The organism is Microcystis protocystis FBCC-A270, assembly GCF_050500235.1.
In the GTDB taxonomy this organism is placed as follows: domain Bacteria; phylum Cyanobacteriota; class Cyanobacteriia; order Cyanobacteriales; family Microcystaceae; genus Microcystis; species Microcystis ichthyoblabe_A.
The window spans coordinates 20,744-47,376 of sequence record NZ_CP191407.1 but is presented as its reverse complement, the minus strand read 5'-3'; the positions used below and the strand labels follow the sequence as shown (position 1 = coordinate 47,376).

General features: G+C 41.8%; 19 protein-coding genes and 1 pseudogene. 13 read left to right on the top strand and 7 right to left on the bottom strand.

The genetic code is table 11. The annotated features are described in order from the left end of the window. Nucleotides 1–8: 8 nt before the first annotated feature. The 5 genes from ACQY1X_RS00205 (at nt 9) to ACQY1X_RS00185 (ending at nt 7,911) form a co-directional block, all read left to right on the top strand. Nucleotides 9–1,211 (top strand): thioester reductase domain-containing protein, encoded by a 1,203-nt coding sequence (locus tag ACQY1X_RS00205; RefSeq protein ID WP_430015248.1) that lies wholly within the window; start codon nt 9–11, stop codon nt 1,209–1,211. A 56-nt stretch (nt 1,212–1,267) separates the two neighbouring features. Further along, the gene (locus tag ACQY1X_RS00200) at nt 1,268–3,280 is read left to right on the top strand and encodes an ABC transporter ATP-binding protein/permease (protein ID WP_002738357.1); all 2,013 of its coding nucleotides are present in this window, start codon (nt 1,268–1,270) and stop codon (nt 3,278–3,280) included. 326 nt (nt 3,281–3,606) lie between these two features. Continuing rightward, a complete protein-coding gene (locus ACQY1X_RS00195; protein WP_287636896.1) occupies nt 3,607–5,619 on the top strand; it encodes a phospholipase effector Tle1 domain-containing protein in 2,013 nt (670 codons plus the stop codon). A gap of 51 nt (nt 5,620–5,670) precedes the next feature. Beyond that, nucleotides 5,671–6,138: a hypothetical protein gene (locus tag ACQY1X_RS00190; RefSeq protein WP_002738405.1), complete on the top strand. Its 468-nt coding sequence runs from the start codon at nt 5,671–5,673 to the stop codon at nt 6,136–6,138. 111 nt (nt 6,139–6,249) lie between these two features. Beyond that, a complete protein-coding gene (locus ACQY1X_RS00185) occupies nt 6,250–7,911 on the top strand; it encodes a GUN4 domain-containing protein (protein ID WP_430015247.1) in 1,662 nt (553 codons plus the stop codon). A 137-nt stretch (nt 7,912–8,048) separates the two neighbouring features. On the opposite strand, the gene gnd is transcribed toward ACQY1X_RS00185, so the two are convergent. Beyond that, on the bottom strand, nt 8,049–9,476 hold the full coding sequence (gnd, locus tag ACQY1X_RS00180; RefSeq protein WP_008203150.1) for a decarboxylating NADP(+)-dependent phosphogluconate dehydrogenase: 1,428 nt from the start codon (nt 9,474–9,476) through the stop codon (nt 8,049–8,051). Between the two features lie 408 nt (nt 9,477–9,884). Between gnd and ACQY1X_RS00175 the strand changes: the two genes are divergently transcribed. Both ACQY1X_RS00175 and ACQY1X_RS00170 read left to right on the top strand, forming a co-directional pair. Continuing rightward, a complete protein-coding gene (locus ACQY1X_RS00175) occupies nt 9,885–10,667 on the top strand; it encodes an MBL fold metallo-hydrolase (RefSeq protein ID WP_430015246.1) in 783 nt (260 codons plus the stop codon). 229 nt (nt 10,668–10,896) lie between these two features. After that, nucleotides 10,897–11,850 carry a DNA-methyltransferase gene (locus ACQY1X_RS00170; RefSeq protein WP_193977020.1) on the top strand — a complete coding sequence of 318 codons (954 nt, stop codon included), beginning with the start codon at nt 10,897–10,899 and terminating at the stop codon, nt 11,848–11,850. A 119-nt stretch (nt 11,851–11,969) separates the two neighbouring features. Here ACQY1X_RS00170 and ACQY1X_RS00165 read toward each other — a convergent pair whose 3' ends face one another. Further along, nucleotides 11,970–13,040 (bottom strand): glycosyltransferase family 4 protein, encoded by a 1,071-nt coding sequence (locus tag ACQY1X_RS00165; protein ID WP_430015245.1) that lies wholly within the window; start codon nt 13,038–13,040, stop codon nt 11,970–11,972. 146 nt (nt 13,041–13,186) lie between these two features. After that, complete coding sequence (locus ACQY1X_RS00160; RefSeq protein WP_430013719.1) at nt 13,187–14,317, bottom strand: glycosyltransferase family 4 protein; 1,131 nt, start codon at nt 14,315–14,317, stop codon at nt 13,187–13,189. A gap of 451 nt (nt 14,318–14,768) precedes the next feature. Between ACQY1X_RS00160 and ACQY1X_RS00155 the strand changes: the two genes are divergently transcribed. Further along, on the top strand, nt 14,769–15,707 hold the full coding sequence (locus tag ACQY1X_RS00155; RefSeq protein WP_271935805.1) for a WD40 repeat domain-containing protein: 939 nt from the start codon (nt 14,769–14,771) through the stop codon (nt 15,705–15,707). Nucleotides 15,708–16,089: 382 nt separating this feature from the next. Here the strand turns inward: ACQY1X_RS00155 and ACQY1X_RS00150 are convergent, their stop codons facing one another. Further along, on the bottom strand, nt 16,090–17,430 hold the full coding sequence (locus tag ACQY1X_RS00150) for an AAA-like domain-containing protein (protein WP_430013718.1): 1,341 nt from the start codon (nt 17,428–17,430) through the stop codon (nt 16,090–16,092). 144 nt (nt 17,431–17,574) lie between these two features. Here ACQY1X_RS00150 and ACQY1X_RS00145 point away from each other — a divergent pair, with 144 nt between their 5' ends. Beyond that, a complete protein-coding gene (locus tag ACQY1X_RS00145; protein ID WP_193977023.1) occupies nt 17,575–17,739 on the top strand; it encodes a hypothetical protein in 165 nt (54 codons plus the stop codon). A 71-nt stretch (nt 17,740–17,810) separates the two neighbouring features. On the opposite strand, the gene ACQY1X_RS00140 is transcribed toward ACQY1X_RS00145, so the two are convergent. Continuing rightward, the gene (locus ACQY1X_RS00140) at nt 17,811–18,353 is read right to left on the bottom strand and encodes a peroxiredoxin (RefSeq protein ID WP_002738531.1); all 543 of its coding nucleotides are present in this window, start codon (nt 18,351–18,353) and stop codon (nt 17,811–17,813) included. Between the two features lie 372 nt (nt 18,354–18,725). Here ACQY1X_RS00140 and aroA point away from each other — a divergent pair, with 372 nt between their 5' ends. Both aroA and ACQY1X_RS00130 read left to right on the top strand, forming a co-directional pair. Then, nucleotides 18,726–20,066: a 3-phosphoshikimate 1-carboxyvinyltransferase gene (gene aroA / locus ACQY1X_RS00135; protein WP_430013717.1), complete on the top strand. Its 1,341-nt coding sequence runs from the start codon at nt 18,726–18,728 to the stop codon at nt 20,064–20,066. A 195-nt stretch (nt 20,067–20,261) separates the two neighbouring features. After that, nucleotides 20,262–21,977, top strand: a complete 1,716-nt coding sequence (locus ACQY1X_RS00130) for an ABC transporter ATP-binding protein (protein ID WP_430015244.1) — start codon at nt 20,262–20,264, stop codon at nt 21,975–21,977. Between the two features lie 8 nt (nt 21,978–21,985). Here the strand turns inward: ACQY1X_RS00130 and purF are convergent, their stop codons facing one another. Then, nucleotides 21,986–23,449: an amidophosphoribosyltransferase gene (gene purF / locus ACQY1X_RS00125; protein WP_430015243.1), complete on the bottom strand. Its 1,464-nt coding sequence runs from the start codon at nt 23,447–23,449 to the stop codon at nt 21,986–21,988. 137 nt (nt 23,450–23,586) lie between these two features. Further along, entirely contained in the window at nt 23,587–25,857 is a 2,271-nt protein-coding gene (gene purL, locus ACQY1X_RS00120) for a phosphoribosylformylglycinamidine synthase subunit PurL (RefSeq protein WP_430015242.1), read from the bottom strand. Nucleotides 25,858–26,005: 148 nt separating this feature from the next. Between purL and ACQY1X_RS00115 the strand changes: the two genes are divergently transcribed. Further along, nucleotides 26,006–26,497 carry a DUF29 domain-containing protein gene (locus ACQY1X_RS00115; protein ID WP_002750720.1) on the top strand — a complete coding sequence of 164 codons (492 nt, stop codon included), beginning with the start codon at nt 26,006–26,008 and terminating at the stop codon, nt 26,495–26,497. A gap of 17 nt (nt 26,498–26,514) precedes the next feature. After that, nucleotides 26,515–26,604 (top strand): annotated as a pseudogene (locus ACQY1X_RS00110) (type II toxin-antitoxin system HicB family antitoxin); the annotation flags it as partial. Between the last annotated feature and the right edge of the window lie 29 nt (nt 26,605–26,633).

Sequence of the window (26,633 nt, the reverse complement as noted above, 5' to 3'; positions counted from 1 at the left end):
AGCAAAGCATGAGCAATCAAGAATGTATTCCAGATTTAAAAACAGAAGCTATTCTTAATCCTGATATCAGTTTTGACAGTCCTCTCAAGGACAATTTTGACGAGCCAAAATCAATTTTTTTAACTGGTGCCACTGGATTTTTAGGGGCTTATTTGCTCAGGGAACTGCTCGATCAAACCACCGCTAATATCTATTGTTTAATTCGTTGTCATACTGTAGAAACTGGTAAACAGCGACTAAAAGAAAACCTCCAATCTTACCAACTTTGGCAGCAACATTTTGATGCTCGTATTATCCCAATGCTTGGCGATTTGGCTCAACCATTGTTAGGTCTTTCTGAGAAAGAGTTTTGTCAATTAGCCAACGAGATTGATGTTATTTATCATAACGGATCACAAAATGACCTGATCCCCCCTTACTATCAAATGAAAGCGGTTAATGTTTTGGGAACTCAAGAAATTCTTAAGTTAGCCGGACTAAGAAAAACTAAACCAGTTCATTTTATCTCGACACTGGCCATTTTTTTTAGTCAGGCTCATAGACAAGATACACCCATTAGAGAGACAGAATTTCCTCGATTTTCTCCCAGTTTAAATACGGGCTATAAACAAAGCAAATGGGTTGCTGAAAAATTAATACACCTAGCTCAAAAAAGAGGTTTTCCCGTCTCTATTTATCGACCCACAAGAATTATGGGTGACAGCAAAACTGGAATTTATAGAAAATCGAATAATTTCTTTTTTCGGTTTATTCAAATATGTATTAAATTAGAAAAATTTCCCACTTTTGATGTGGATATCAATATTATTCCCATTGACTATGCCAGTAAAGCTATTGTTTATCTCTCAAGGCAAAAGCAACTTTTAGGAAAAACCTTTCATTTAGTTAATCCTGAATTAATTCCATGGCAGAGATTTTTTGAATTAATTAATGCCTGTGGTTATGCCACTGAAGCGGTATCCGATAAAAATTGGTTAGTAATGGTTGAAAATTACCTTTTTGAGCAGGGAGGAGAAAAAGCCGTTAGTTCTTGGTTCCCAATTATTTTAAAATCAGCTAAAATGATTAGTCAGACAAAGCCTTGCTTCGATGCTTGTCAAACTATCGAGGGATTAGCCCATAGCTCCATCGTTTGTCATCCTCTCGATTTATCCCTGATCTCTACTTATTTACTTGCTTGGAAAAAATATGAGACAAAAATGTTAAACTAGCAGAGGCTCAACTGCTGCCCGACTACCAATAGCGTCAACCCCTTTTTTTTGGAAATATGTCAACCCAAGTTGCTGAAAATAAAAATGCACTTGCTTCTTTTAACCAATTTTTGAAAGATGTCAAGGCGATCACTCAACCTTACTGGTATCCCACCGAACCAGGAGCAAGAAGCTTTCCCGAGGTAATTCGTGGCTGGGGAATGCTATTTTTGCTAATTTTTCTAATCCTCGGTCTAGTAGTCGTAACGCTTTTTAATAGTTTTGCTATTCGTCGCTTGATTGACGCAATTGTACAACAGGGAGACTATGCCAGATTTAATCAGGAATTGATCGCCTATGTGATTGGACTGATCTTGGTGACACTGCTAGTCGGTTACAGTAAAAATATTTCCAAAAAAATTGCTTTGGATTGGTATGAATGGCTAAATGGTCAGGTTTTAACTAAATATTTCCATAAGCGTGCCTATTATAAAATTAATTTCAAATCTGATATTGATAATCCCGATCAACGCATTGCTCAAGAAATTGAACCGATCACCAGTAATGCTCTTAGCTTTTTCTCATCTTTCCTAGAAAAAAGCCTGAAGATGCTTGTCTTTTTAGTGGTGATTTGGACGATTTCTGAGCGGATTGCTATTCCGCTACTTATTTATACAGTCATCGGTAATTTTATCGCCCTTTATTTAAATCAAGAATTAATCAAGATCAATGAAAAGCAATTAGCTTCAAAAGCTGATTATAATTATGCGTTAACTCACGTTCGCAATCATGCTGAATCTATCGCTTTTTTTCGGGGAGAGAAAGAAGAATTAAATATCATTCAGCGAAGATTTAAAAAGGTATTAGAAGATACTCTCGATAAAATTGATTGGGAAAGAGGGAACGAACTGTTTGCTAGGGGCTATCAAGCTGCTATTCAAGTATTTCCCTTCTTAATTCTGGGACCTTTGTATATTAGAGGTGAGATCGATTATGGACAGGTGGAACAAGCTTCCACAGCCTGTTATATATTCGCTACTTCTTTGGGCGACCTGATCACTGAATTTGGCATTTCGGGACGATTTTCTAGTTATGTTGAACGTTTAAATGAATTTGCGACTGCCCTAGAAACCGTCACTCAACAACCGGAGAATATCAGCACGATCAAAACTATAGAAGAAAATCATTTTGCCTTTGAGAAAGTTACTTTACAAACTCCCGACTATGAGCAGGTAATTGTCGAAGATCTATCTCTTTCTGTTCAACCCGGTGAAGGATTACTGATTGTTGGCCCTAGTGGCCGCGGCAAAAGTTCCCTCCTACGAGCGATCGCGGGTTTATGGAATTCCGGTACCGGACGTTTAATACGGCCACCCCTTGAAGAAATTCTCTTTTTACCCCAACGTCCCTACATTATCTTAGGAACCTTACGCGAACAACTGCTCTATCCTCAGACTGATCGTCAGATAACTAATAGCGAAATTCAAGCAGTATTACAACAAGTCAATTTACAAAACGCCCTAAGTCGGGTGGATGAATTTGACTCTGAAAAACCCTGGGAAAACATTCTCTCCCTAGGAGAACAACAACGTCTAGCCTTTGCTCGGCTCTTAGTTAATCCCCCCAGTTTTATCATTTTAGATGAAGCAACCAGCGCCCTAGATTTAGTCAACGAAAGGATTCTATATGAGCAATTAAAAGCTCGTAAAACAACTTTTATTAGTGTCGGTCATCGAGAAAGTCTCTTTAATTACCATCAATGGGTTCTAGAACTCTCGGCCGACTCTAGTTGGGAACTCTTGACTGTTGAAAATTATCGCCTTAAGAAAGCGCAAGAAATGTTTACTAAGACCCCTAATGGCAATTCTGTAAAACCCGATATTACCATTAATCATGAGTCAGAATCCCCAGAAACACATCAGTCTCTTGAGGGACTTTCTCATCAAGAGATAAAACTATTAACCGACTTATCGATCTCTAGTGTTCGTAGTAAAGCTAGTCGCGGAAATTTGATCGTAGCCAACGATGGTTTTACCTATCGTTATGACAAAAATCCTCAAATCTTAAAGTGGCTTAAAATCTCACCTTAAGCTCTCTGGCTGGAAAAGATTGATATAATCAGGCCAATAGCCGGACCTCGAATCGACCCCAGAACCTGGACAAACCCGCCGGCTGTCTAACGATGCCAGCAATTTAACTGCCAGTTTCTACCAACAACAATTGACCGAGAATATGGGATGAGAGGCTATTGAAGCTAAATTTTGTGAAAACTTCTCACTTATATCGCTAGATAACTAAAATGTGGTAAACTAGGTGGTAACGTTCACAAAGACCGCGACAGATATGACAGTCTCTTATTAGTCAGAGTCCCTGAACCCCTGATTACCTCTTTCTCCCCTAGGTGATTACAAAACCAATGGCTGAACAACGCTCTGTACTAAAATTTAATGGCATTGATGATCAGATGGAGCTATCCCGGGGATTTCTTGACATCGATCAGAGTATTACCATTACATTTTGGGCAAAAGGAGAAAATAATTTATCCACAGAAACCACTCTTTTAGAAGCTGTTAATCGCGAGAATAACCGCGTCCTACATATTACTTTGCCCTGGGGCGATCCTGTGAAACCTGCAATTTTTTGGGATGCGGGAAATGAAGAAGGTTTCGATCGAATTGAAAAAAAAGTCAAGCTTAAGGATTATAGTGATTGGACTCATTGGGCCTTTGTCAAAAATGCGACCACAGGCCGAATGTTGATCTATCGTAATGGGATCATTTGGCATCGTGGGAACGGTCATAACCGTGCCTTAACGGGGATTGAAAAAATCATCTTGGGAGCCTCTGTTAATCTCTCCCATTATTGGCAAGGTTGTCTCGCCGAATTTTCTGTTTGGAATCAAGCGCGTAGCCAAGAAGAAATCCAAAAAACGATGTATCAATCTCCCTTAGTTGATGACCTTGGCCTAGTCACTTATTTATCACTCAATGGCAATGCAGAGGATCAAACAAGTTATAGCAATCATGGTATTCTTTATGGGACAACCTGGCAACTAGATAGTCTTCCCTCTAAACCGACCTCGATCCCTAAGTCAAAAACTCAGACTAGCAGTAAAGCTAGAAGGAGTGCGAAAAGGATAACAATGGTCAACGAAATTTTTAACTCCCTTGAAGAAGAAGAAGTGGTTGAACAGGATGCTCCAGCAGAAAATCAAGAACCTTCCCGGGAAGATAATTCAGAATCAATTATAATTGCCGCAGAAGCTGCTCTTGCCAGTAATGAAATTGAGGAGATTACTAAAACGGCAATTTCTCAACCGGATATACTGACTTATTCAAACCAGAAAAAACGGTTAATTATTTGTTGTGATGGTTCTTGGGAAAACTCTGGCAGTGCTTACCCCACCAACGTGGTTAAATTCGCCGAATCTATTAAGTATATTGCCGAGGATCAAACCCCTCAAATCGTCTTTTTGTCAGGTTCTGGCAGCGCCGAAGATAACGAATTTATTAAAAGTTTAGGGAATGAAACTTTTGGCTGGGGACTCGATCGGATGATTCAAGATGCCTATCGTTTTCTTGTCCTTAACTACAATCCCAAAAGCGAGGATGAAATTTATTTGTTAGGTTTTAGTCGCGGAGCATATATCGTTCGTTGTTTGGCTAGTTTTATCGATAAATGTGGAATCCTAAAACGATCTAAGATTAAAGAAATTCCCCTAGCTTATCAACTCTATCGAGACCACAACGTTAGTTTCGATAGTGCCAAAGCTCAACAATTTCGTGCCGCTAATGCTAAAAAAATTGAGACAGAAAAGGAAGATTTTCAAGATCGTATTCCAATCAAGATGTTAGGTTGTTGGGATACAGTTGGTCATTTTGGTATTCCTGATTTAACTCCTTGGTTTCCCCTAGCTAAGTTTTATCATAAAAAATATGAATTTAGTAACACAAAATTAAGTCCGATTATCCAAAATGCTTTTCATGCTGTTGCCATTGATGAAAAACGGAAAAACTTCCCTTCCACTCCGATCAAAGCCAACCCCGAAAATCCTGAACAAGTTGTCAAAGAAGTTTTATTTGTCGGTGAACATACCTGTCTAGGTGGTGGCAAAAAAGAATATCAAGGACTTTCCGACTACCCCTTACAATGGATGATTAATCAAGCCAAAAAATTGGGATTAGAGTTTGACTCAACCACCTCTGAATTTGAGGAATTCCCAATTAAACTAGACCCCACCATCAAGTTCGATAATACCCTTAAGGGATTGTCGGCCTTGGGAGGTGAGCAATGGCGATATTTCAATACAAAAGTTGTCACTGTTCATCACAGTGTGGTAAAACGATTAAAGGCTTTTTCCGATTATCGTCCCAAAAGTCTTGAACCTTTTCTTCAAGCTTTACTTGACGGCGATCAACAGATAGATTAACCTTGCTTTAGAATTAAACTAATCCTTCGCTAGAAATTTGAGGTGATTTTTATGGAACTCGATAACATTATCAAAAAAGTGGCAGGTGCTTATTTAGCTTCGGCTGTTATTGCTGTCATCGTGCTAATTCTAACCCTCGGACAACCCTTTGTAGTTTTTATGGGTATTGGAGCGATGGGGTTGGTTACTGTCCTAGGAGATGCGATCGCTCAGTACGGAATTGAAGCGGTTCTGAATGCTTTTTACACTGAGCGAAGTAAAAAAGAATCCCTGGAAACACTTTTGGCTGAAATTGATGCTTTACCTCTGACTGATGACCTGAAATTAAAAACCAAAAAACACTTGACTGACCATCAAGAACAGACAGTAAAGCAGCAAGAAACGGTAACTGAGCCAACTCCTGAAAGTCCTCAAACAGTTGTTATTGAAAAGGAACCAGTTATTGAAAATGAACCAGTTGTTGAAAATGAACCAGTTGTTGAAAATGAACCAGTTGTTGTTGAAGTTGAGAATGTTTAATTAGGTATTGCTCCCTCTTGTAATAGCTGGGAGCAGCGGATGATTATTGCTAAGTACTGAGGAATTTTTTGGTCTAAGATAGCTATGCTAAATAGGAACTCTCCACATCTGATGACCTATAAAAAAATTGCCATTTATGAGCAAAGCTATCAAATTCCTGTTTTTAAAAATAGATACTTAAAGAATTTTCAGAAAATCATCAAGGAACGTCGGAAATTAATTCAAGAAGGAGTTCGCTACCATTACTATTTTGGTAAGATTATTAAACGAAAAGAAAAAATTACTCAACAAGAAATCTTGATTGAGACTCAGTTATTAATTAAAGACTATAATTTATTAATTAACGGGCTAGAAATCTATCAAGACGGATATTATCGTTTTTTACTCCAACTCAGTGACAATCTCAAAATTTTATTTTCCCAAAAATATCAAGAATTAAAAATCTTAGACTACGAGAGAATAAAGTTAGAGATTAAAAATAATAATAATCAAAATATTCTCAATCAACTCAAGCTAGAAAAACAGGAAAATTTTCGGGCAATTTTGCTACTGGGAAAAACATCTTTTTTGATGTTGAGAAAAACTAAATTACTAGGGGAAGGAGTTCAGAAATTAGCCGAGGATACTCAAAAGCAGAAAAAAATTGTGCAAGCAATTATTCAAGAACTCAAAATTTATGAGGAATTAAATCATTATCAACTCAAATCTCAACGAGTTCGCCAAGAAATTGCTGATCTTGCCCAAAATGCGATTAATTTTGAAAACTACCTACAGGACTATTTTGCTCCTTTTCAATTATTAATAGAAGAAGTCATTAAGGTGGACGAAGAATTTTATGCAACGGTTGGAGAAATTAAGTATTTGGTAGACAATATTTTTCAACCTCAGCCTGATCTCTTAGAAACGTCAGATTCCAGCATAAGTTCTGAGTTTTTGCTAAATTTTCTAGCGACTGGTTACGAGAAAGAAGCAAGGTTAAAAGAGGCTTTTTCCTCTGATCAATTTAATGATTACTTATTCAATGAAAGTGAATGGTCAGCACAATTCATTTCCCTAGAAAAAACCATCAATAAATTATCTGATCATTTAGCAGAACAAGAGGCTTGTCAAAAAGACGCTATCCCAAAAACTCCCCTAGCAATAGTTGTCTCTCAATTCACTCAAAACAATCTTGACAAATCTTCTAGTTCTAAAAATCCCGCGACTTCCCCAAATATCTTAACTCAAGAATCGGCCGATCTTGATTATAATCAATTACAAGATTTGCTAATAAAGCAACAGTGGCAAGCGGCTGATCGCCAAACAACCAAACTACTATTAAAAATTTTGGGTAGAACCTACTGGAATGAGGTTTATCCTCAAGATATTGCTCAATTACCTTGTTCGGAACTGAAAAAAATTGATCAACTTTGGCTGCATTATAGTAATGGTCATTTCGGGTTTAGTATTCAGCAGGCCATTTTCTCTAGTCTCGGTGGTTTAGTGGATTATGAAACCCAAAAGAAACTTGGCGATCGCCTAGGTTGGCGGAAGGAAGGTAAATGGCTCAATTATGAGCAACTAAACTTTCAATTAGAGCCGAATTCTCCCCTCGGTCATTTACCGGTTCATTGGTTGATTTTTGAGGAAAATCTTGGTGATCCATCTGCCGAGGTTTCTGATCATCAAAACTCCGTGGCTTTCTGGAGAGTTGGCAATTGGTTATTGTGGCAACTTCACCTCGTTTTCAGCAAAATTCAAGCCTGTGGAATTATTCCTCTGTCTGACTTTTAAAGCCATTATCCCATTAAAAACTGATTTGGTATCCCTACCAATTTCTTGACCGATAGTTAACTCTTAATCAGAAAAATATCGCAAAAAAATCTCCCCTTTTTACTGGAAATAAAAAGGGGAGAAAATATTAGATAGCTTTAGGATTCAGTCATCCATTCCGTATGGAAAAACTCACCTCTGGGTTTATCGGTACGTTCATAGGTATGAGCGCCAAAATAATCCCGTTGTGCTTGGGTGAGATTTTGCGGTAAATTGGCCCGACGATAACTATCAAAATAGTCCAAAGAAGAACTAAAAGCCGGGACAGGAATTCCCAACTTATTAGCTAAGACTAACACCTCACGCCAGGCCTCTTGGCGATCGAGGATACTTTGCTTAAATTCCGGTGCTAACAACAAATTCGGCAGGCCCGGATTTTCCGCAAAAGCCTTGCGAATTTTATCCAAGAAACTGGCCCGAATAATACAGCCGCCCTTCCATATCCGGGCCGATTCCGGCAGACTGATATTATAGTTAAACTCCTGAGAAGCTTTAGCGATTAAAGCCATACCTTGGGCATAGGAACACATTTTCGAGCAGTAAAGAGCATCACGCACCTTATCCACAAATAGTGCCGCATCCCCCGGATAGGTTTCCCCAGGTCCGGGTAACTCTTTTGCGGCTGCCACCCGTTCATCCTTATAAGCGGACATCACGCGAGCATTAACCGCAGCATAAATGGTCGGAATTGGCACCCCCAACTCTAAGGAACTTAACACAGTCCAGCGTCCGGTTCCCTTTTGTCCCGCCGAATCCAAGATTAAATCTACCAGATGATGACCGGTTTCTGGGTCAACACACTTAAAGATATCGGCGGTAATTTCAATTAAATAAGAATTAAGCTCATCGGTGCGGTTCCACTCGGCGAAAGTTTCCTGTAACTGCTGATTGCTTAGTCCTAGACCATTTTTCAGCACATCGTAGGCTTCGGCAATTAACTGCATATCGCCGTACTCGATGCCATTGTGAACCATTTTCACATAATGGCCCGCACCACCAGATCCCACATAGGTGACACAGGGACCATCATCGACTTGGGCGGCAATTTTGGTTAAAATCGGCTCTAATTCCCGATAGGCGAACTCTGTACCCCCCGGCATCAGGGAAGGACCGTGCAGAGCGCCTTCTTCGCCACCACTGACTCCCATACCGACAAAACCCAGTTTAGTGGTTGATTCTAGGTCGCGGGTGCGTCTTTCCGTGTCCTCATAGAGGGAGTTACCGCCATCGATAATCATATCTCCTTCTTCGAGAAGGGGTTTTAATTGTTCAATCACGGCATCCACCGGCGGGCCAGCTTTGACCATGACCAGAATTTTGCGGGGACGCTCTAAAATTTGGACGAATTCTTCTAAACTATAGGCCGCCTTGACATCTTTGCCGACGGCGCGAGTTTCCATAAATTCTTGAGTTTTGCTGGCGGTGCGATTGTAAACAGCGATAGGAAAACCCCGACTCTCCACATTGAGAGCGAGATTTTCTCCCATGACAGCTAGTCCGATAACACCGAAGGTACGTTTAGTCATAGAAATTCAGTCTCGGCTGATGCGTTCTTCTTCCCCTTTTAGCGCCTACTTTCCCTAGGATAGCTAAACTTTCCCTATTTCTTAAGCCTTGACTAATCAGTGATCAGTAATCAGTAATCAGTAATCAGTGATCAGATTTGGGTTTTCAGTGACCGGCATTGAGTGAGGAGTGTGACAGCGTTTCTCCTCAAGATGAAGTGTAACCTAATTTGGTATCACCCCCTGACGACTGGCTACTGTTGCCCGTTCCCTAAAACCAGAGACTTCCTACCTCACCATTAAGATAACTGCTATAAATGGCATTAACAGTGCTGTGTTTTCACTGATGACTGAAAAACCCCCAAGCGCAGAAAAGTTAATGCTAATGTTAAATTAAATTAAGAAAATCCCCATTATTCCTCGGCTTATATGCAGTTAACTTGGCTTGATAGTAATTCTTGGTTAATCGAAATCGGGGCAAAACGCCTGCTTCTCGATCCTTGGTTGGTAGGTTCCCTGACTTTTGGTAATTTAACTTGGCTATTTGAGGGCAAAAAAACCGCTAATCATGCCATTCCCGAAAATATCGATCTGATTCTTCTCTCCCAAGGTTTGGAAGATCACGCTCATCCTCCCACTTTACAGGTACTCGATCGCCAAATTCCCGTGGTGGCCTCTCCCAATGCCGAAAAAGTGGTTCGAGCACTCAATTATACCCATCGCATTTCTTTAACCCACGGCTCTAGTTATATCTTTGACAATGCGATCGAAATTACTGCTGTCCCCGGTTCTCCAATCGGGCCGACTCTGGTGGAAAATGGTTATGTTATCAAGGAATTAGCGACAAATCAGAGTATCTACTACGAACCCCACGGTTATCATTCTCCTAGCCTCGATTCTCTCGGTAAAATCTCCATGATTATTACCCCTTTGATTGACTTAAAAATACCTTTCCTCGGACCGGTAATCAAAGGACAAGAAAGCGCCTTAGCAGTCTGTCAACGCTTGCAGCCTCAATATATTATTTCTACGGCTGCTGGTGGTGATATCGAGTTTAAAGGATTATTAATGGCGGTGTTAAGTGCTGGGGGTAGTCCCGAATCTTTTCAAGAATTATTAACATCCCATGACTTGCCGACAAAGGTAATTGATCCTCGTCCTTGGCAACCTTTTACAGTGGAATTGGGCGAGTGCGTTCCTGGTTTGAGCTAATCTAAGTTAAGGGAAGAATAGAAAAAAGTCAAAACTTTCTTCCCGATTTTTATCTAAAAAAGTAGAATTTTTGTTATATCTTTGCTGGCTACAGATAACATTAATTGTTTTAAAAAACTGGCTCTCTTGAATATTGGATGTAAAATGGGTAAAACCCCACACCCTGCCCCCAGGAAAAACTTTTTCAGCAAACCCTAATTAAAAGTGGCTCTTCTCTGCTAAATTGTCTATGAATCAGTTGCCCTTATTTTCTCAGTCAAAATCAGTGCGAGACTTTTATCAACCTGATGCCGAAATAATTCTTTATCAAGGAGATAGCAATAATTTTATCAAGACTATACCAGATAATTCTGTGAGCTTGATTATTACTTCTCCTCCCTACAATTTAGGAAAAGACTACGAAAAAAAAATCTCTTTGGATACTTATCTGGAAACCCAAACCAAAATTATGCGAGAATTCTCTAGAATCTTGCAAGATAATGGCAGTATTTGCTGGCAGGTGGGAAATTTCGTTCAAGAGGGAGAAGTTTATCCTTTAGATATTTTTTATTATCAGCTATTTAAACAAATGGGTTTCTTTTTAAGAAATAGAATTGTCTGGCATTTTGGCCATGGACTACATACCTCTAAAAGATTTTCTGGCAGGTATGAAACTATTTTATGGTTGACAAAAACCGATAAATATATCTTTAATCTTGATCCGGTGAGAATCCCCGCTAAATACCCTGGTAAGCGCCATTTTAAAGGTAAAAATATCGGTAAACCCTCTGGTAATCCTTTAGGAAAAAATCCCAGCGATGTTTGGGAGTTTTTAGCACAAGAATGGGATGAGTTACTGTGGGATATTCCTAACGTTAAATCTAATCATCCAGAGAAAACTATTCATCCTTGTCAATATCCAATCGAATTAGTAGAAAGATGTGTTTTAGCCTTGACAAATGAGGGGGATTGGGTTTTTGATCCCTTTGCCGGGGTTGGAACTTCTCTGATTGCTAGTATTATGCACAATCGTCGAGTGATGGGGAGTGAAAAAGAAGCAGAATATGTGAAAATTGCCAGGGAAAGAATCGCCGCTTATTTGCAAGGAAATCTCAAAATTCGTCCTTTAGGAAAACCTATTCATCAGCCTACTGGCCAAGAAAAAGTCGCTCAAATTCCCGAAGAATGGCACAATAATATATAGGAAGTAAAACTGAATCTCCCCAAGAAAGTACAGGTTTTTGCTCTCATATACTTGGGTTTTAATGCTTAGTGCCGTCTAACCCATCCTACAATGATTGATAAGTTTTTTTGTCACCATTTTTAGAGAAAACTTTGCAGAATTGTGGCGGTTTCTTGACCAGTTTTTTCCCAACTAAAAAGCTCGGCGCGTTGGCGACTCAGGGATTTTAATTTAAGACGTAATTGTTCATCAGTAGCGATTTGCTGCATTGCCTCTCTCATCTCATCAATACTATAGGGATTAATTAAAATTGCCGCATCTCCTGTGACTTCCGGGAGAGAGGAAAGATTAGAAGTAATCACAGGAGTTCCACAGGCGATCGCTTCTAGTACAGGTAATCCGAAACCTTCCCAAAGGGAAGGATAAACTAAAGCAGTTGCTTGGTTTAAAAGTTGCGGCAATTCTTCATAGGAAACATAGTTTAAAAATTGCACCCGTTGAGAGATTGATAATGCTTCTACCTGTTGCTGTAGAGCTGGGGTAAAACGGGGGTCAAATTGACCGACAATTAATAATTGATATTCGGGATCGATTTGGGAAAAAGCAGTAATTAAACGAGCGAGATTTTTATGAGGATCATAACGACCAAGATAGAGAAAATAGGGACGAGTCGCCAGATTTAGAGGACGAAAATTATGAGAATCATATCCAGAAAGAATCACGGTTATTTTGTCAAGAGATATGTTAAAAAACTTATTAATATCCGAGGCAGTTGCTTGGGAAACAGCGATAATATGTGTGGCTTTTTTCAGGACTTGAGGTAAATAGTATTTATTATAAAAAGTTAAAGGAGAAAATTTCGGGAACCGCAGGGGAATTAAATCATGAACTGTGACAATATAGCGGCAATTTCGATAAATAGGTGCTTCTGGAATAGGGGTAAATAGCAGAGAGGATTTCAATTGTTGATAGGTTTGATAGAGTTGGGTTTCTGTCCAAATTAAGCGCTTAATATTGCCTTTGGTTCCCTGCTCTTGGGTGAGGTTTGCCGACACAGGATAGGTGTTAAAATCTGGGTAACTATTAGAAGTGATTAGGGTAGGATTTAAGTTAGCTAATTGAGGAATGAGATTTTTAGTATAGGTAGTCAATCCAGTATATTTAGTACCGAGAAAAGCGAGATTGATTAATAATTGATGATTCCTATTCATAGATATTAGCTAGTTAAGCAGGTAGGTGTTAAAAGTTGTCAGACACCACCCTTATCAAGGGAAGATTAAGGGGTGATCAGCACCCCCCTTATCAAGGGGAGATTAAGGGGGGATCCATCTTCAATTTAATTATAACTACTTACTTATTATAAAAGAGAAAGATAAGCTTTTATAGTAGCTTGTGCGGTTTTTTGCCAAGAGAATTTTGCCGCTTGTTTTTTTCCTTTAGTGATTAATTCTTGACGGAGAGAGGTATCACTAATAACTTGATAGATTGCTGTGGCAATTTCTAGGGGATTATCGGGATTAATTAATATTGCCGAGTCTCCGGTGACTTCGGGTAAGGATGCAGTATTAGCAGTTACCACGGGACAACCTAAAGTCATCGCTTCTAAAACTGGTAATCCAAAACCTTCATAAAAGGAAGGATAGATAAAAACATCAGCTTTTTGATAATAATCCGCAACTAAGTCATCAGCAAGATAATCAAGATGTTGAATACTATCTCGAAAGGGAGACTGAGATATTTTATCGAAAATTGGTTGATACTTCCATCCTTTTTTGCCAATCAGAATCAGATTATGGTCTAATTTATACCTGTCCTTAAGATAGTTAAAAGCATCGATAAGATTAATAATATTTTTTCGTGGTTCTAGGGTACTAACAAAGAGTAAATAGGGTTTAGTGATAGTTAGAGATGAGGGAGGATTGGGGAGGGAAGAATAACGACTTGCGAGGGGAGTAACAAAAATTTTCTCTGGGTTCACATCTAAATATTCAATAATATCTCGTTTGGTACTTGCGGAGTTAGCAATAACTAAATCTGTCCATTGTAGAGATTGTTTAATCCGTTGGGTGTAGGTTTTGACAATCCCCGTGACAAACTCAGGATATTTTATAAAAGTAACATCATGAATAGTCATAACTTTGCGACTCTGACGACAAGGATACACCACATGATCCAATCCGTGGAGAATATCGGGAGAATCAAGAAAGTTTTCTAGATAGGGAATTAGAGGATTAGGAAATCTGGTTAAGATATTGCTAAGACTGACGGGAATTGGTAAACATTTAACCTCTGGATAGGATTGCAGTTTTTCGGGGATAGAAAGATTACCCCGCAGCCAGTTTTTTACCGATGGTTGAAAACAGAGGGACAGGGAAAAGTTTTCTTGGTTTTGTAATTTAGCTAATTCGGCAATCAGGTGATAAGCATATAATCCAATTCCACTAGGATTTTGTCTTATCGGTGTACCATCAACTAAAATTTTAAGCATTTGCGGTTAGATGAGATTGACGGGATAGATATTTTTAAAATTACAGATTCAATTGTCAATTTTGCTCGCTTAGGACAAGATTAAAATCGGCAATAAACTCCACCCTAATAGTTAATCTTACCCTATAGCGCCCCTAAATAGCAGCCTTTTTGGGCTAGGTTACAGGGAATACTTAATTTATCGGGCAATTTTTTCGATTATTGTCCCCTCACCTACCCTATTACTATGATTGTCAACGGGTACTTATAAGCTAAGACCTATTTTAATAGGCTATCCTTAGATTAGCTGCATCTCCTTGACGAGAAACACTGTAATTAGTTATAATCAGGGAACAATAGCTTACCCGTACTTGTGGTGAGCGGAAAAAGTTATCTCAGGGATGAAGTAGTCCCCTACAGAACCACTAACATCGGGTAATGCCGAAAAATCTTGATTAACTAATGTTTTCACTATGTTTAATCGCTTAGTATCTTTTAAATCCTTAGAAGGCCATGAAGGTGAGGTTAAATGTCTAACTTTTTCCCAAGATGGTAAATTTTTAGCTAGTGGAGATAACGAGTTAACTGTTATTGTTTGGGATTGGCAAAAAAATCAAAAATTTAGTTTACAAGGACATGAAAAAGCTGGTTGGTGGGATAAGGGAGTTAACTCTGTTGCTTTTAGTCCCTGTCAAGGATTTTTGGTCAGTGGAGGAGATGATCAAACCCTAAGAATTTGGTCACTGGAAACTAAAAAATTAATCTCTACCTTAACAGGACACCAAGACAAAGTTACAGCAGTAGCTGTTCATCCCGATGGGGAAATTATTGCTAGTGGTAGTGAAGATAAAACGGTGAAAATATGGTCAGTAAAAACTGGAGAAATTCTAGCCACTTTACAAGGTCATAGCGATAAAGTCCTAACAGTTAAATTTAGTCAAAATGGTCAACTTTTAGCCAGTGGTGGCGGCGAAAATGACAAAACGGTAATTATTTGGAATCTGGGAGAAAAGAGCAGTATTACCTTAAAAGGTCATTCCGATTGGTTTGGAGGTATTTTATCGGTAGATTTCGGCAGTAATAACAAATTTTTAGCCAGTGGCAGCAAAGACAAAACTATTAAAATCTGGGATATTAAAAGAGGTACAGAGGTAAAAACTCTCAGCGAACATAGTGATCATATCAATTCAGTTAGTGTTAGTCCTAATAATCAACTATTAGCCAGTGGTGGTGATGATAAAAGCTTAAAATTATGGGATTTAAAAGCAGGAAAAGCGATTATTTCTATTCCCCATCCCCAGAAAATCTATTCCGTTTGTTTTAGTCCCGATGGTAATTATATCGCCACGGCCTGCCAAGATAAAATCGTGAGAGTTTATGGCACTTCCGAACTACAATCTTTAGCAAGTTGAGCAATCTTTGAGCGGGTGCATCTCATTTTTGTAAATCTACTAAGTTGGAATTTTTAAAGGGAAACTATCTGCCAAAATTGATCGTTACTTCCGATTTTATTACTCAATCCAAGCTTTTGGGGGGTTCTACCCCCCAAACCCCCCGTCGGGGGACGAAGCGCCTCCCCCGAACCCCCTGCGCATGAGCTTTTCGGTGGGATGCTTACACGCGGCTGCTGATATATTTGTAATAATTTAAGAGTCACTGATAATTGCTGATTGTCGATATTTCTGCAAATGTGATACTAAATCCGGTTATTAAAAACTGATTATTTATTCCCCTTTGCATGAGTGCCTGTCCTGATATGTAGCCTGTACTCAACGGATTTAGTATAATTATCTACTAGAGATCGCTGCTGGTCTGTTCCTCTCGGAAGTAAAGCTGATATAATTGACAGCTAGGCTGGGCTAGATCGCCTTTTAACTGAATTAAACCCATACTTTCCAGTTTATAGGCAGTAATCGGTTCTAATCGCACTCCCTTATCGGAAGAATTAACCACTTCCCCCATCGCTGTCAATAATTCCGGCTGTTTTTGCAGATTATCCCAGTGATGACGCAAGTGTGCCGCATAAATTCCCCCTTGGGTAGCAGCATTAGGGAGAATATTTTTTTCCCCACGCACCTGCGCTTCCAGGGCCAAACGGCTAAGATAGGGATGACCAGCAACTAGAGCGATTAAATCCCCGATAAAACGCTGATTATCTTCATTTTTAGGCAATCCGTAGCTACTAGCCAAGTTTTCCAGTTGTTCGAGGCTAAAACCGGGTAATTTAATCGCACGGCCGACATTAAAGGGAGATTGATTAGCGTCCAATTGAATATAGATTTCCGTGGAATTAGCAATCGCTAACCGCAAATTCTGCCAGATTTCTAAATTATTAGCTTCTTCGTGCCAACAGCGCAAAAGCGGCAGAAAATCCCTAGCGATGTCGGGATACTCGAAAATTCTGTCTAAATTATCTAGGGCCAAAAAGAGCGGCCCGTTAATCTGTTCCAAAAGATAGGACTGAAAATAGGTTTGACAACTGATTAAACTGCCAAATAGTTCCTCATCCCAATATTCATCTAATTGCGGCTTTAAACCCAATTCTCGGCTGACATTTGCCGAAAACCAGCGACAAAATCGGTCTAAACTGGCAAACATCGCCTTTTCTGCCACTTGACAATTAATATAAACTGTGCTATGTCCCCAACTATCTGCCTGAGCGAGCAGATGTTTAAGGAGAGAAGTTTTACCAGTCTTTTCAGGGGATTTAATGCGAATGAGTGACCCCGGACGATTAATTTCTTGATAACAGTCGCTTTCGACGGGAGGGCGGCTAATATAAGTATCTATAACTGATTTTTCTGCTAGTATCGGGACGGGTTGATTTCTCCATTCAGGATATTTGATATCTTTGAACCATTCTCGGAGGATTTGGAACTTACCCGGCCCTTTACTACCTAATTCGAGTTCGGGACAGCCATTATCTTTATCTGCCGAGAAATAGCTATAGATTTTAGTCATTTGTTTTTTATAGGTTTCATGGCTGGCAGCCTCAGCCATTTCCCAAATTTCCTCATCCGGTTTGCGCCAATTTTCATAGGCAAAACGAACCAAAAAAATTTCCTTTAATTTGCCTTGAACACCGTATTCTCTGGCTAGATGTTTGAGAAACTCGTCCCATCCCTGTGGTTTCATCCCGTTCTACTTTATTCTACTCAAATTCCCTTTTTTTCCATGTTAACCCCTTTTTCCCTCTTGGCAATGGGACTGACATCCGAGCGGGAAAACCCTATGCTAAAAATAGGTCAATTACCTGATGGTGTCTAAGGGAGTAAAACCATGAAAATCTCGTTAACCTTTTTTGTTGTGGCCTCCTTGCTGTTAGGTTCAATTCCTCACACTTTAGCGGTTAATAGTCAAGATAACCATTTTGACCCTTCCTCTTGGCCGCTAATTTTACAAAACCGTGACTGTAAGGGTGATAAGGACGATAATTGCAATTAGTCCTGATTATCTCGGTTAAGGTTGTTAGTCTATATCCCGCACCGATAAAAAAATCGTGGTCGGGATTTTTTTTATGAACTCGCCTGTAATTCCTCTAAACGCGCTAAAACTTCGGCACTGTGAATGGCAGGATTTACCCCTAAATAAATCTCTTTTAAAATCCCCTGCGGATCGATAAGATAGGTATGACGCAGGGAAACATAACCCATCCAAGAACCATAGGCTTTACTAACATCTCCGGTAGTATCTGCCAGTAAGGGAAATTTTAAACCCTCCGAGTCACAAAATTCCGCATGAGAATCGACATCATCGGCACTTACCCCTAAAACTTGCGTATTTTTAGCCATATATTTCGGCAAATCCTGCTGAAAACGCCGCGCTTCTAGGGTACAGCCGGGGGTAAAATCCTTGGGATAAAAATACAAAACTACCCACTTACCCCGATAATCCGATAGGGAAATATTCCCTTCTCCCGTGTTAGTCGGTAGGCTAAAATCGGGTGCCGGTTGATTTAAAGGGGGTTGGGGGCCACCTAAAGCGTTAGCATCGGGAATAAGGGCAAAAAATGCCAGAATTACTACGCTTAAAAAACTCAACAGTTGACGACGAGACATAATCAGTTATCAGTTATCAGTTATCAGTTATCAGTTATCAGTTATAGTCATTTCAACTAAGATTGAGAATATCAATGCCAGAGTTCATAAGGGTTTAACTGGTCTATAGCGGTTATCGCATCTGTGTGGCACACTTAAACCTTTGCTGATTAAGCTGTTCAGGATCGGGAATGTACCTCTTGTGAATCAGAAACGCTATAGATTGTATCAGACTTATCTGAAATGATTATAGCAGTCATTTTAGTAAAAAATCGTAGGGTTAGGGGACAAGAGGTTATGCTTCTAGCTTAATATTCTTTACATAACTTGACAAGGAAAGGGCGAGGTAAAGAGGGAAAATAGATCGAGCTTGTCTTCATCTGCCTAACGATCATGTCTATTGTCACCCTTAACCCCCTTCAATCCCATCAAGATTTAGTCATCGATCCAGCCAAAATCACGGGATTACGCGGAAAAATCACTATCCCCGGCGATAAATCCATATCCCATCGTTCCCTGATGTTAGGAGCGATCGCCGAAGGAGAAACCGTTATTCATGGGTTATTATTGGGCGAAGATCCCCGCAGTACCGCTAGTTGTTTTCGTGCCATGGGTGTGGAAATTTCCCAACTCAACAGCGAGAAAGTGATCGTCAAAGGTAGGGGTTTAGGCAATCTTGAGGAACCCTTAGAAATCCTTGACGCGGGCAATTCTGGCACGACGATCCGCTTAATGTTAGGATTATTGGCCGGTCATCAGGACCGTTTTTTTGTCGTTACCGGTGATGCTTCCCTGCGATCGCGTCCCATGTCCCGGGTGGTGAAACCCCTCAAAGAAATGGGGGCGCAAATTTGGGGCAGAAAAGCCAATTCTTTGGCTCCTTTAGCCGTTTCTGGGGAATGTCTGCAACCGATCCACTACTATTCTCCCGTTGCTTCTGCACAGGTAAAATCCTGTCTTCTCCTCGCTGGACTGTTAACGGAGGGGAAAACCACAATCACGGAACCCGCTTTATCTCGTGATCACAGTGAACGGATGCTGCGCGCTTTTGGGGCAAATATTGAGGTGGATGGGGAGACTAATAGCGTCACGGTGACGGGTTATCCCACTTTAACTGGACAAACGGTGATTGTACCGGGGGATATCAGTTCGGCGGCCTTTTGGTTGGTAGCGGGGGCAATAGTGCCTAATTCCGAGTTATTAATCGAAAATGTGGGAATAAACCCGACTAGAACTGGAATTTTACAGGTTTTACAGGCAATGGGGGCAGATATCACCCTCGAAAATCAACGGGTGGTGACGGGGGAACCGGTGGCGGATCTGCGGGTGAAATCCAGTCAACTACAGGCAACCACGATCGCCGGTGAGATTATACCCCGTCTGATCGATGAAATTCCGATTTTGGCAGTAGCGGCGGTTTTTGCCCAAGGAACGACAATTATCAAGGATGCTGAGGAATTACGGGTGAAAGAAAGCGATCGCCTGACGGTGATGGCCACCCAACTCGATCGCCTAGGGGCAAAAGTAACGGAATTACCCGATGGTTTAGAGATTACCGGCGGTACAGGCCTATTCGGCACGGAAGTGGACAGTTTTACCGATCATCGCATTGCCATGAGTCTAGCGATCGCTGCCCTCAATTCCCGTCAACCCACCACTATCCATCGCGCTGAAGCGGCCGGCATTTCCTACCCCGATTTTGTAAGCACTTTAAAGCAAATTTGTCAAGAGTAGAAATATTAAGTTTTTATGCGAACGGGCGAGGAGTAACTGGTAAAATTGCGGGATAAATCACAGAGTAGTAGGCCGCCTGTGTGATAATCAAGTTCATCGATCGAAATAGCGGAAAATAGAAGCGTCCCTCATTCAAATTTCCCTGAAAAATATCTCCCTATCTACTCCACTCCCGTCTTCTATTCCCCACCGATAATGGAAATCATCGCCCAATTAGAGAAAGTTTCCTATATTTATCCCGAATCCTCCAATCTAGTGCTTAAAAATATCTCTTTAGCAATTCATCGAGGCGAATTTTTAGGTATTATCGGGCCCACAGGTGCAGGAAAAACTACTCTCTGTTTAACTCTTAACGGTATTGTCCCCCAATTTTACGGAGGGCGTTTTTTTGGTTATGCAACAGTAGCCGGTTTAGACACTTTAACCCATCCCGTTAGCACCCTGGCCCGCTATGTGGGGGCAGTATTTGAAGATCCCGAAACGCAACTTTTAGCCACTTCGATAGAAAATGAAATCGCTTTTACCCTAGAAAATTTACGGCTACCGCGAGAGGAAATTAAAGCGCGCATTCCCAAAGTTTTAGCGGCAGTCCGGTTAGAGGGAATGGAAAAAAAATCGCCGGGGGAATTATCAGGAGGACAAAAACAACGATTAGCGATCGCCGCTGCCCTCGCAGTTCAGCCCGCTTTGTTAATTCTCGATGAACCCACCTCCCAACTGGATCCGGTAGGCTCCCAGGAAGTTTTCGCCACCATTAAGGAATTAAATCGCCATCTCGGTGTCACCATTGTGATGGTCTCCCACGCAGCCGAGGAAATGGCCGAATATGCCGATCGCCTGGTACTATTAAGGGAGGGTGCGATCGAAGCCATGGGAACCCCAGCAGAGATCTACTCCCAAGTACAGCGTTTACAGGAAAATGCTCTGCGTCCCCCGCAAGTGGCCACTACTTTTGCTTTGATCGATCAAAAAATCGGGGCGATAAATTCTATTCCTGTCACCCTAGACCGCAGTTTTGCCCGTTTAAACGAGCTTAAATCCTTTTATCATCTTGTCACCCCAAACCCTCCCTTATCGTCGGTTTCTGACCCCTTAAACCCCATACTGAGGGTAAAAAATCTCTGCCATACCTACCCCGATGGTACTACCGCTTTGCGGGATGTGTCCCTCGATATTGCTGAAGGGGAATATCTGCTGATTATCGGTCAAAATGGCGCGGGAAAAAGCACTTTAGTCAAGCATTTTCTCAATCTTCTCTCGGCGACCACCGGTCAAGTTATGATTGACGGACGTTCAATCAATAGCTTTTCTGTTAGTGATTTAGCTCGTTCGATCGGTTATGTAGCCCAAAATCCCGATAATCAGATTTTTAACACCACTGTGGAGAAAGAAGTATCATTTGCCCTGACTAATCTCGGTTATTCTCCAGAAATCGTCACCCAACGCACGGAAGCAAGTCTAGAAGCCATGGGATTGCTAGAATATCGATCCTATCATCCTCTCTCCTTACCGAAAGGCGATCGAGCGCGGGTAGTGATTGCGGCAATTTTAGCCATGGAACCGCGTATAGTGGTCTTTGATGAACCCACCACCGGCCAAGATTACCAAGGGGCTAAGGCAATTTTAGAGGTGAGTCGTCAATTACACCAGATGGGCAAAACGGTGATTGTGATCACCCATCACCTCTATTTAATGCCAGAATACGCCGAAAGAGTAATTATCATGGGTCAAGGAACTATCCTTTTAGATGCCCCAATCCGGCAAGCTTATCATCAAACCGATCTCTTGGCCAAAACCTATCTAACTCCACCCCAAGCAGTTTTATTAGCACAAAAATTAGGACAACTTTCCGGTTATCCCAATTCTCTTTTAACTCCCCAGGAAATTGCCGATTGTTTTCAGAGGATTTAGCCGTGAGGCTATTTAACTGTTTCTAAGATCAACTTCGATCGCTTAACATTATCAGGTACAGGAATCGGATAATCGCCATTAAAACAAGCAGTACAGAAGGTTTTCGGATCTTCCTTCGTTGCTGTTAACATTCCATCGTGACTGAGATAAGCTAAACTATCCACCCCGATTTGTGCCTGAATTTGGGCCACCGATTTAGTTGCCGCAATTAATTGCTCTTGGTTGTCCGTATCAATGCCATAAAAACAGGGATGAGTCACCGGAGGAGAAGATATTCTCATGTGAACTTCTCTTGCTCCGGCATCGCGTAAAGCTTTAACTAATTTCCGGCTAGTGGTTCCCCGCACGATCGAATCATCAACAATAATAACTCTTTTTCCCTGTAAAACATCCTTTAAAGGATTCAATTTCATCTTAATTCCCGACTCTCTCATGTGTTGGGTTGGTTGAATAAAAGTCCGTCCCACATAACGATTTTTAATCAATCCTTCCGCGTAGGGAATATCAGAAATGCGCGAAAATCCGATCGCAGCCGGAATACCCGAATCGGGAACTCCCATCACCATATCTGCTTCTACCGGCGACTCTTTGGCTAATTGTTCCCCCAAACGTACCCGATAAGTATATAAAGATTCCTCGTGAACAATGCTATCGGGACGAGCAAAATAAATCATCTCGAAAACGCATAATTTTTTCTCCGGTTTAATGGCCCAATCCACCGAAGATAAGCCATCTTCACTAATCCAAACTAATTCCCCCGGCTGCACATCCCGCAGATAATCGGCCCCGATAATATCTAATCCGCAGGTTTCCGAAGCTAAAACATAACGGGAGGGATTGCCTTCTTCTTGCAAAACCCCAATTACTAAGGGTCTGACACCATTGGGATCCCGCGCCCCGATAATTCCCGTCGGTGTGCCGATAACAAGGCTGTAAGCCCCGCTACAATAACTAAAGGCATCGATCGCCGCTTGTATCCAATCCTTGCCACTATCCACTTCCTGACCGATAGCGACGGCGATCATTTCCGAGTCGGTGGTGGTGACGAGATCACAACCGCGCTGTTCTAATACATTTCTTAACTCAAAAGTATTGACTAAATTGCCATTATGTGCTAGGGAAAGTTTACCTAAACGGCTTTCGATCACGGCAGGTTGGGCATTGGCGCGACGGCTAGAACCGGTGGTAGAGTAACGAGTATGACCGACGGCGTGAGTACCCGGCAAGGTTTTAAGGACAGTTTCGTTAAAAACTTGGGAAACTAAGCCCATTTCTTTGTAACAATGCACCGTTTCCCCGTCGTAGGTGGCAATACCTGCCGATTCCTGTCCTCGGTGTTGCAGGGCATAGAGTCCGAAATAGGTCAGTTTTGCTACTTCTTCCTCGGGGGCATAGAGTCCAAAAACTCCACAGGCTTCTTCAGGCTTATCGACACTGGCAAAAGATACAGATGAGTCGGGATGGCTAGACATGGGAGGGTTGGGGCTGCAGAATACTTTGGTAACAAAATCTTAACCGATCTTAATCTTCTTTTAACGATTTATTTATCAGCTATCAGCCTTTATTTACCGATATAATCGGCCATCTTATCTAGCTGACGGCCTCAAGATTACAGCCTTCTTTCGATCGCTTTTGACCAAACTTGCTGTATAGTTTCTAGACTAACATCGATCGCTGGTTGTTTATCCCGGTCAAAAATCCGAAGATTCTCGTTTTTTTCGCTAACTTTGCCGGTTATTTGCCAATAGTCTCCTAATTGTGTCTTTAGGTATTCTTCCCAATCTTGCTGATTTTCGGGGGAAACGGAGACGATAATGCAACTAGCTAATTCCCCGAATAATACCGCATCAAAACGGCCCTGATGCTGCCAAGAAAGGTCAATTTCCGCCCCTAACTGCCCACTAATACAGCATTCTGCCAGAGCAGTGGCTAAACCTCCCTCGGCGCAATCGTGGGCAGATTTCAGCCAACCGGCGCGAATTCCCCAACGACAGGCCGCTTGTACCTTTCTTTCTAACTCAAAATCAATTACCGGCGGTTTTCCCGTCACCAAACCGTGAATAACGGCTAAATATTCGGAAGCGCCGATAGTTGGCAAGGAGAAACCCAAAAGATAGATTAAATCCCCCGCTTTTTGCCAACCTTGGCCGCAAATTTGCCCGATATCCGGCACTAATCCCACCATCCCAATCACGGGAGTCGGATAAATAGACTGGGGGCTGCCAGCTGCATCAACGGTTTCGTTGTACAAAGAGACATTACCCCCAGTCACCGGTGTATTCATTTCCCGACAAGCTTCAGCAATACCCTGACAAGCAGTGGCTAATTGCCAATAACCGATTGAATTCTCTGGACTTCCGAAATTGAGATTATCCGTGACAGCAATGGGGTCAGCCCCAACACAACTAAGGTTTCTGGCCGCTTCGGCCACGGCCAACTTAGCTCCGTTATAGGGATCAAGATAAACGTATCGCGGATTACAATCTGTAGTCGCCGCTACACCTCGTCGAGAATTTGCGGGATTAGCACCCAGAGGACGCACGCGAATCACGGCCGCGTCGGCCCCCCCGGGGAGAATAACAGTGTTATTCTGGACTTGATGGTCATATTGACGATAAACCCAGCGTTTTGAGGCAATCGAGGGACTATCCAGCAGTTTTAATAAAATCTCGTTATAGGATTCGGGAATAGGAATCGTGCTATCTTGCCATAATTGAGCTTTTTGGGCGTATTCTGGCGGTTCTGTTAGTAATTCCCGATGATAAATCGGAGTATTATCCGCTAGGGCCGTGGCCGGAATTTCGGCGGCAATTTCCCCTTTAAATAATATACGGACGATCGGTTCTGCAATTACCTGGCCAGCGACCACAGCCTGAAGTCCCCAACGATGGAAAATCTCGATTAATTCGCCTTCTCGTCCCGATGCTGCCACAAATAACATTCTTTCTTGGGATTCCGACAGCAGATATTCGTAGGGGACCATCCCAGTTTCCCGGACGGGGATTTTATCGAGGTCTAATTCAATTCCCACCCCTCCCTTGGCCGCCATCTCGGAGGTAGAACAGGTGATCCCAGCAGCCCCCATATCCTGGGCCGCCACCACCGCACCGGTCTTAAATGCCTCTAAACAAGCTTCTATCAGGGATTTTTCCAGAAAAGGGTCGCCCACTTGCACCGCAGGCCGGTCATCCATCGATTTATCGGTTAATTCGGCACTGGCAAAACTCGCCCCTCCCATACCGTCGCGGCCGGTGGTAGAACCAACGTATAAAACTGGGTTTCCCAGTCCTTTTGCCCCAGATTTAACGATTTCCTCGGTTTCCATTAGCCCTAAAGCCATGGCATTAACTAGGGGATTGCCATTGTAGGCATTATCAAAGTATATCTCACCGCCCACCGTGGGAACGCCGACACTATTGCCATAATGACTTATTCCTTCCACCACTCCGGCAAAAATGCGACGATTGCGGGCATCTTGCAAGTTACCAAAACGGAGGGAGTTGAGGATAGCAATAGGACGGGCCCCCATGGTAAAAATATCCCGCAGGATGCCTCCGACTCCGGTAGCGGCACCTTGGAACGGTTCCACCGCAGAAGGATGATTATGGGACTCGATTTTAAAGGCTAATCGCAATCCATCGCCTAAATCCACTACTCCGGCATTTTCCCCCGGTCCGACGAGAATTTTTTCGCCGGTGGTGGGGAATTGTTTGAGCAGCGGCCGGGAGTTTTTATAACAGCAGTGTTCCGACCACATCACGCCAAACATTCCTAATTCGGCTTTGTTGGGGTGTCTTCCCAGTCTTTTGACTATTTCTTCGTATTCTTCGGGTTTGATGCCTTCTGAGGCAATTTCTGCGGCAGTGAAGGGGGTAGTCATGGGAAAATGCGATCGAGGGACAAGATTTATTGTATAACGTCTGATGAGATCGAGTTATACTGCTTAGTGAAAGACAAAAAAGTTAAAAAGGTTTGCGCTAGTAAAGTTAAGCTAAAGACATAGTTTTATGATCAGTGGGAACGAAACTATGGCAGTAGAAACAGCTTTATCAATGAAAGCCTTATACGATCAGGATTTTGTTCTCTGGGCTTCAAAAACCGCCGAACTTTTAAAGCTAAAAAAGTTTGATGAGGTGGACTGGGAAAATCTGATCGAGGAAGTGGAGTGCATGGGGAAAAGTGACAGACGGGCTGTAGAAAGTTTATTAACCCAGCTTATCGAACACCTGTTTAAGTTAGCTTATCACAGATCGGAACGGGAGCGAGAACGCAACGTCTGTCACTGGGTAGGAGAAATCGCCAGTTTCCGAACTCAACTAGGAGAGTGGCTAGAAACCACTACTCTCAGTAACCATGCGCGGGATTATTTTCAAAAAGCCTACTCGAATGCTCGAAAAACCCTAATACAAGCGAAAACCGTCACTGGCGATGCGATTCCTGTCGAGCCTCCTTTCTCCCTCGAACAGGTATTAGATGGGGAGTGGTTCCCGATTGATATCGATCATTACTTCGACGTATAAGAACAAAAAAGTTAAAGATGAATATTAAAGTTATTGTTTGGCAAGAGGATGATTTATGGTGTGCCACCGTTCCAGCTTTCCCCAGTTGTCATACTTGGGGAAAAAGTATATAAGAAAATCTATCCAACTGCTAAAC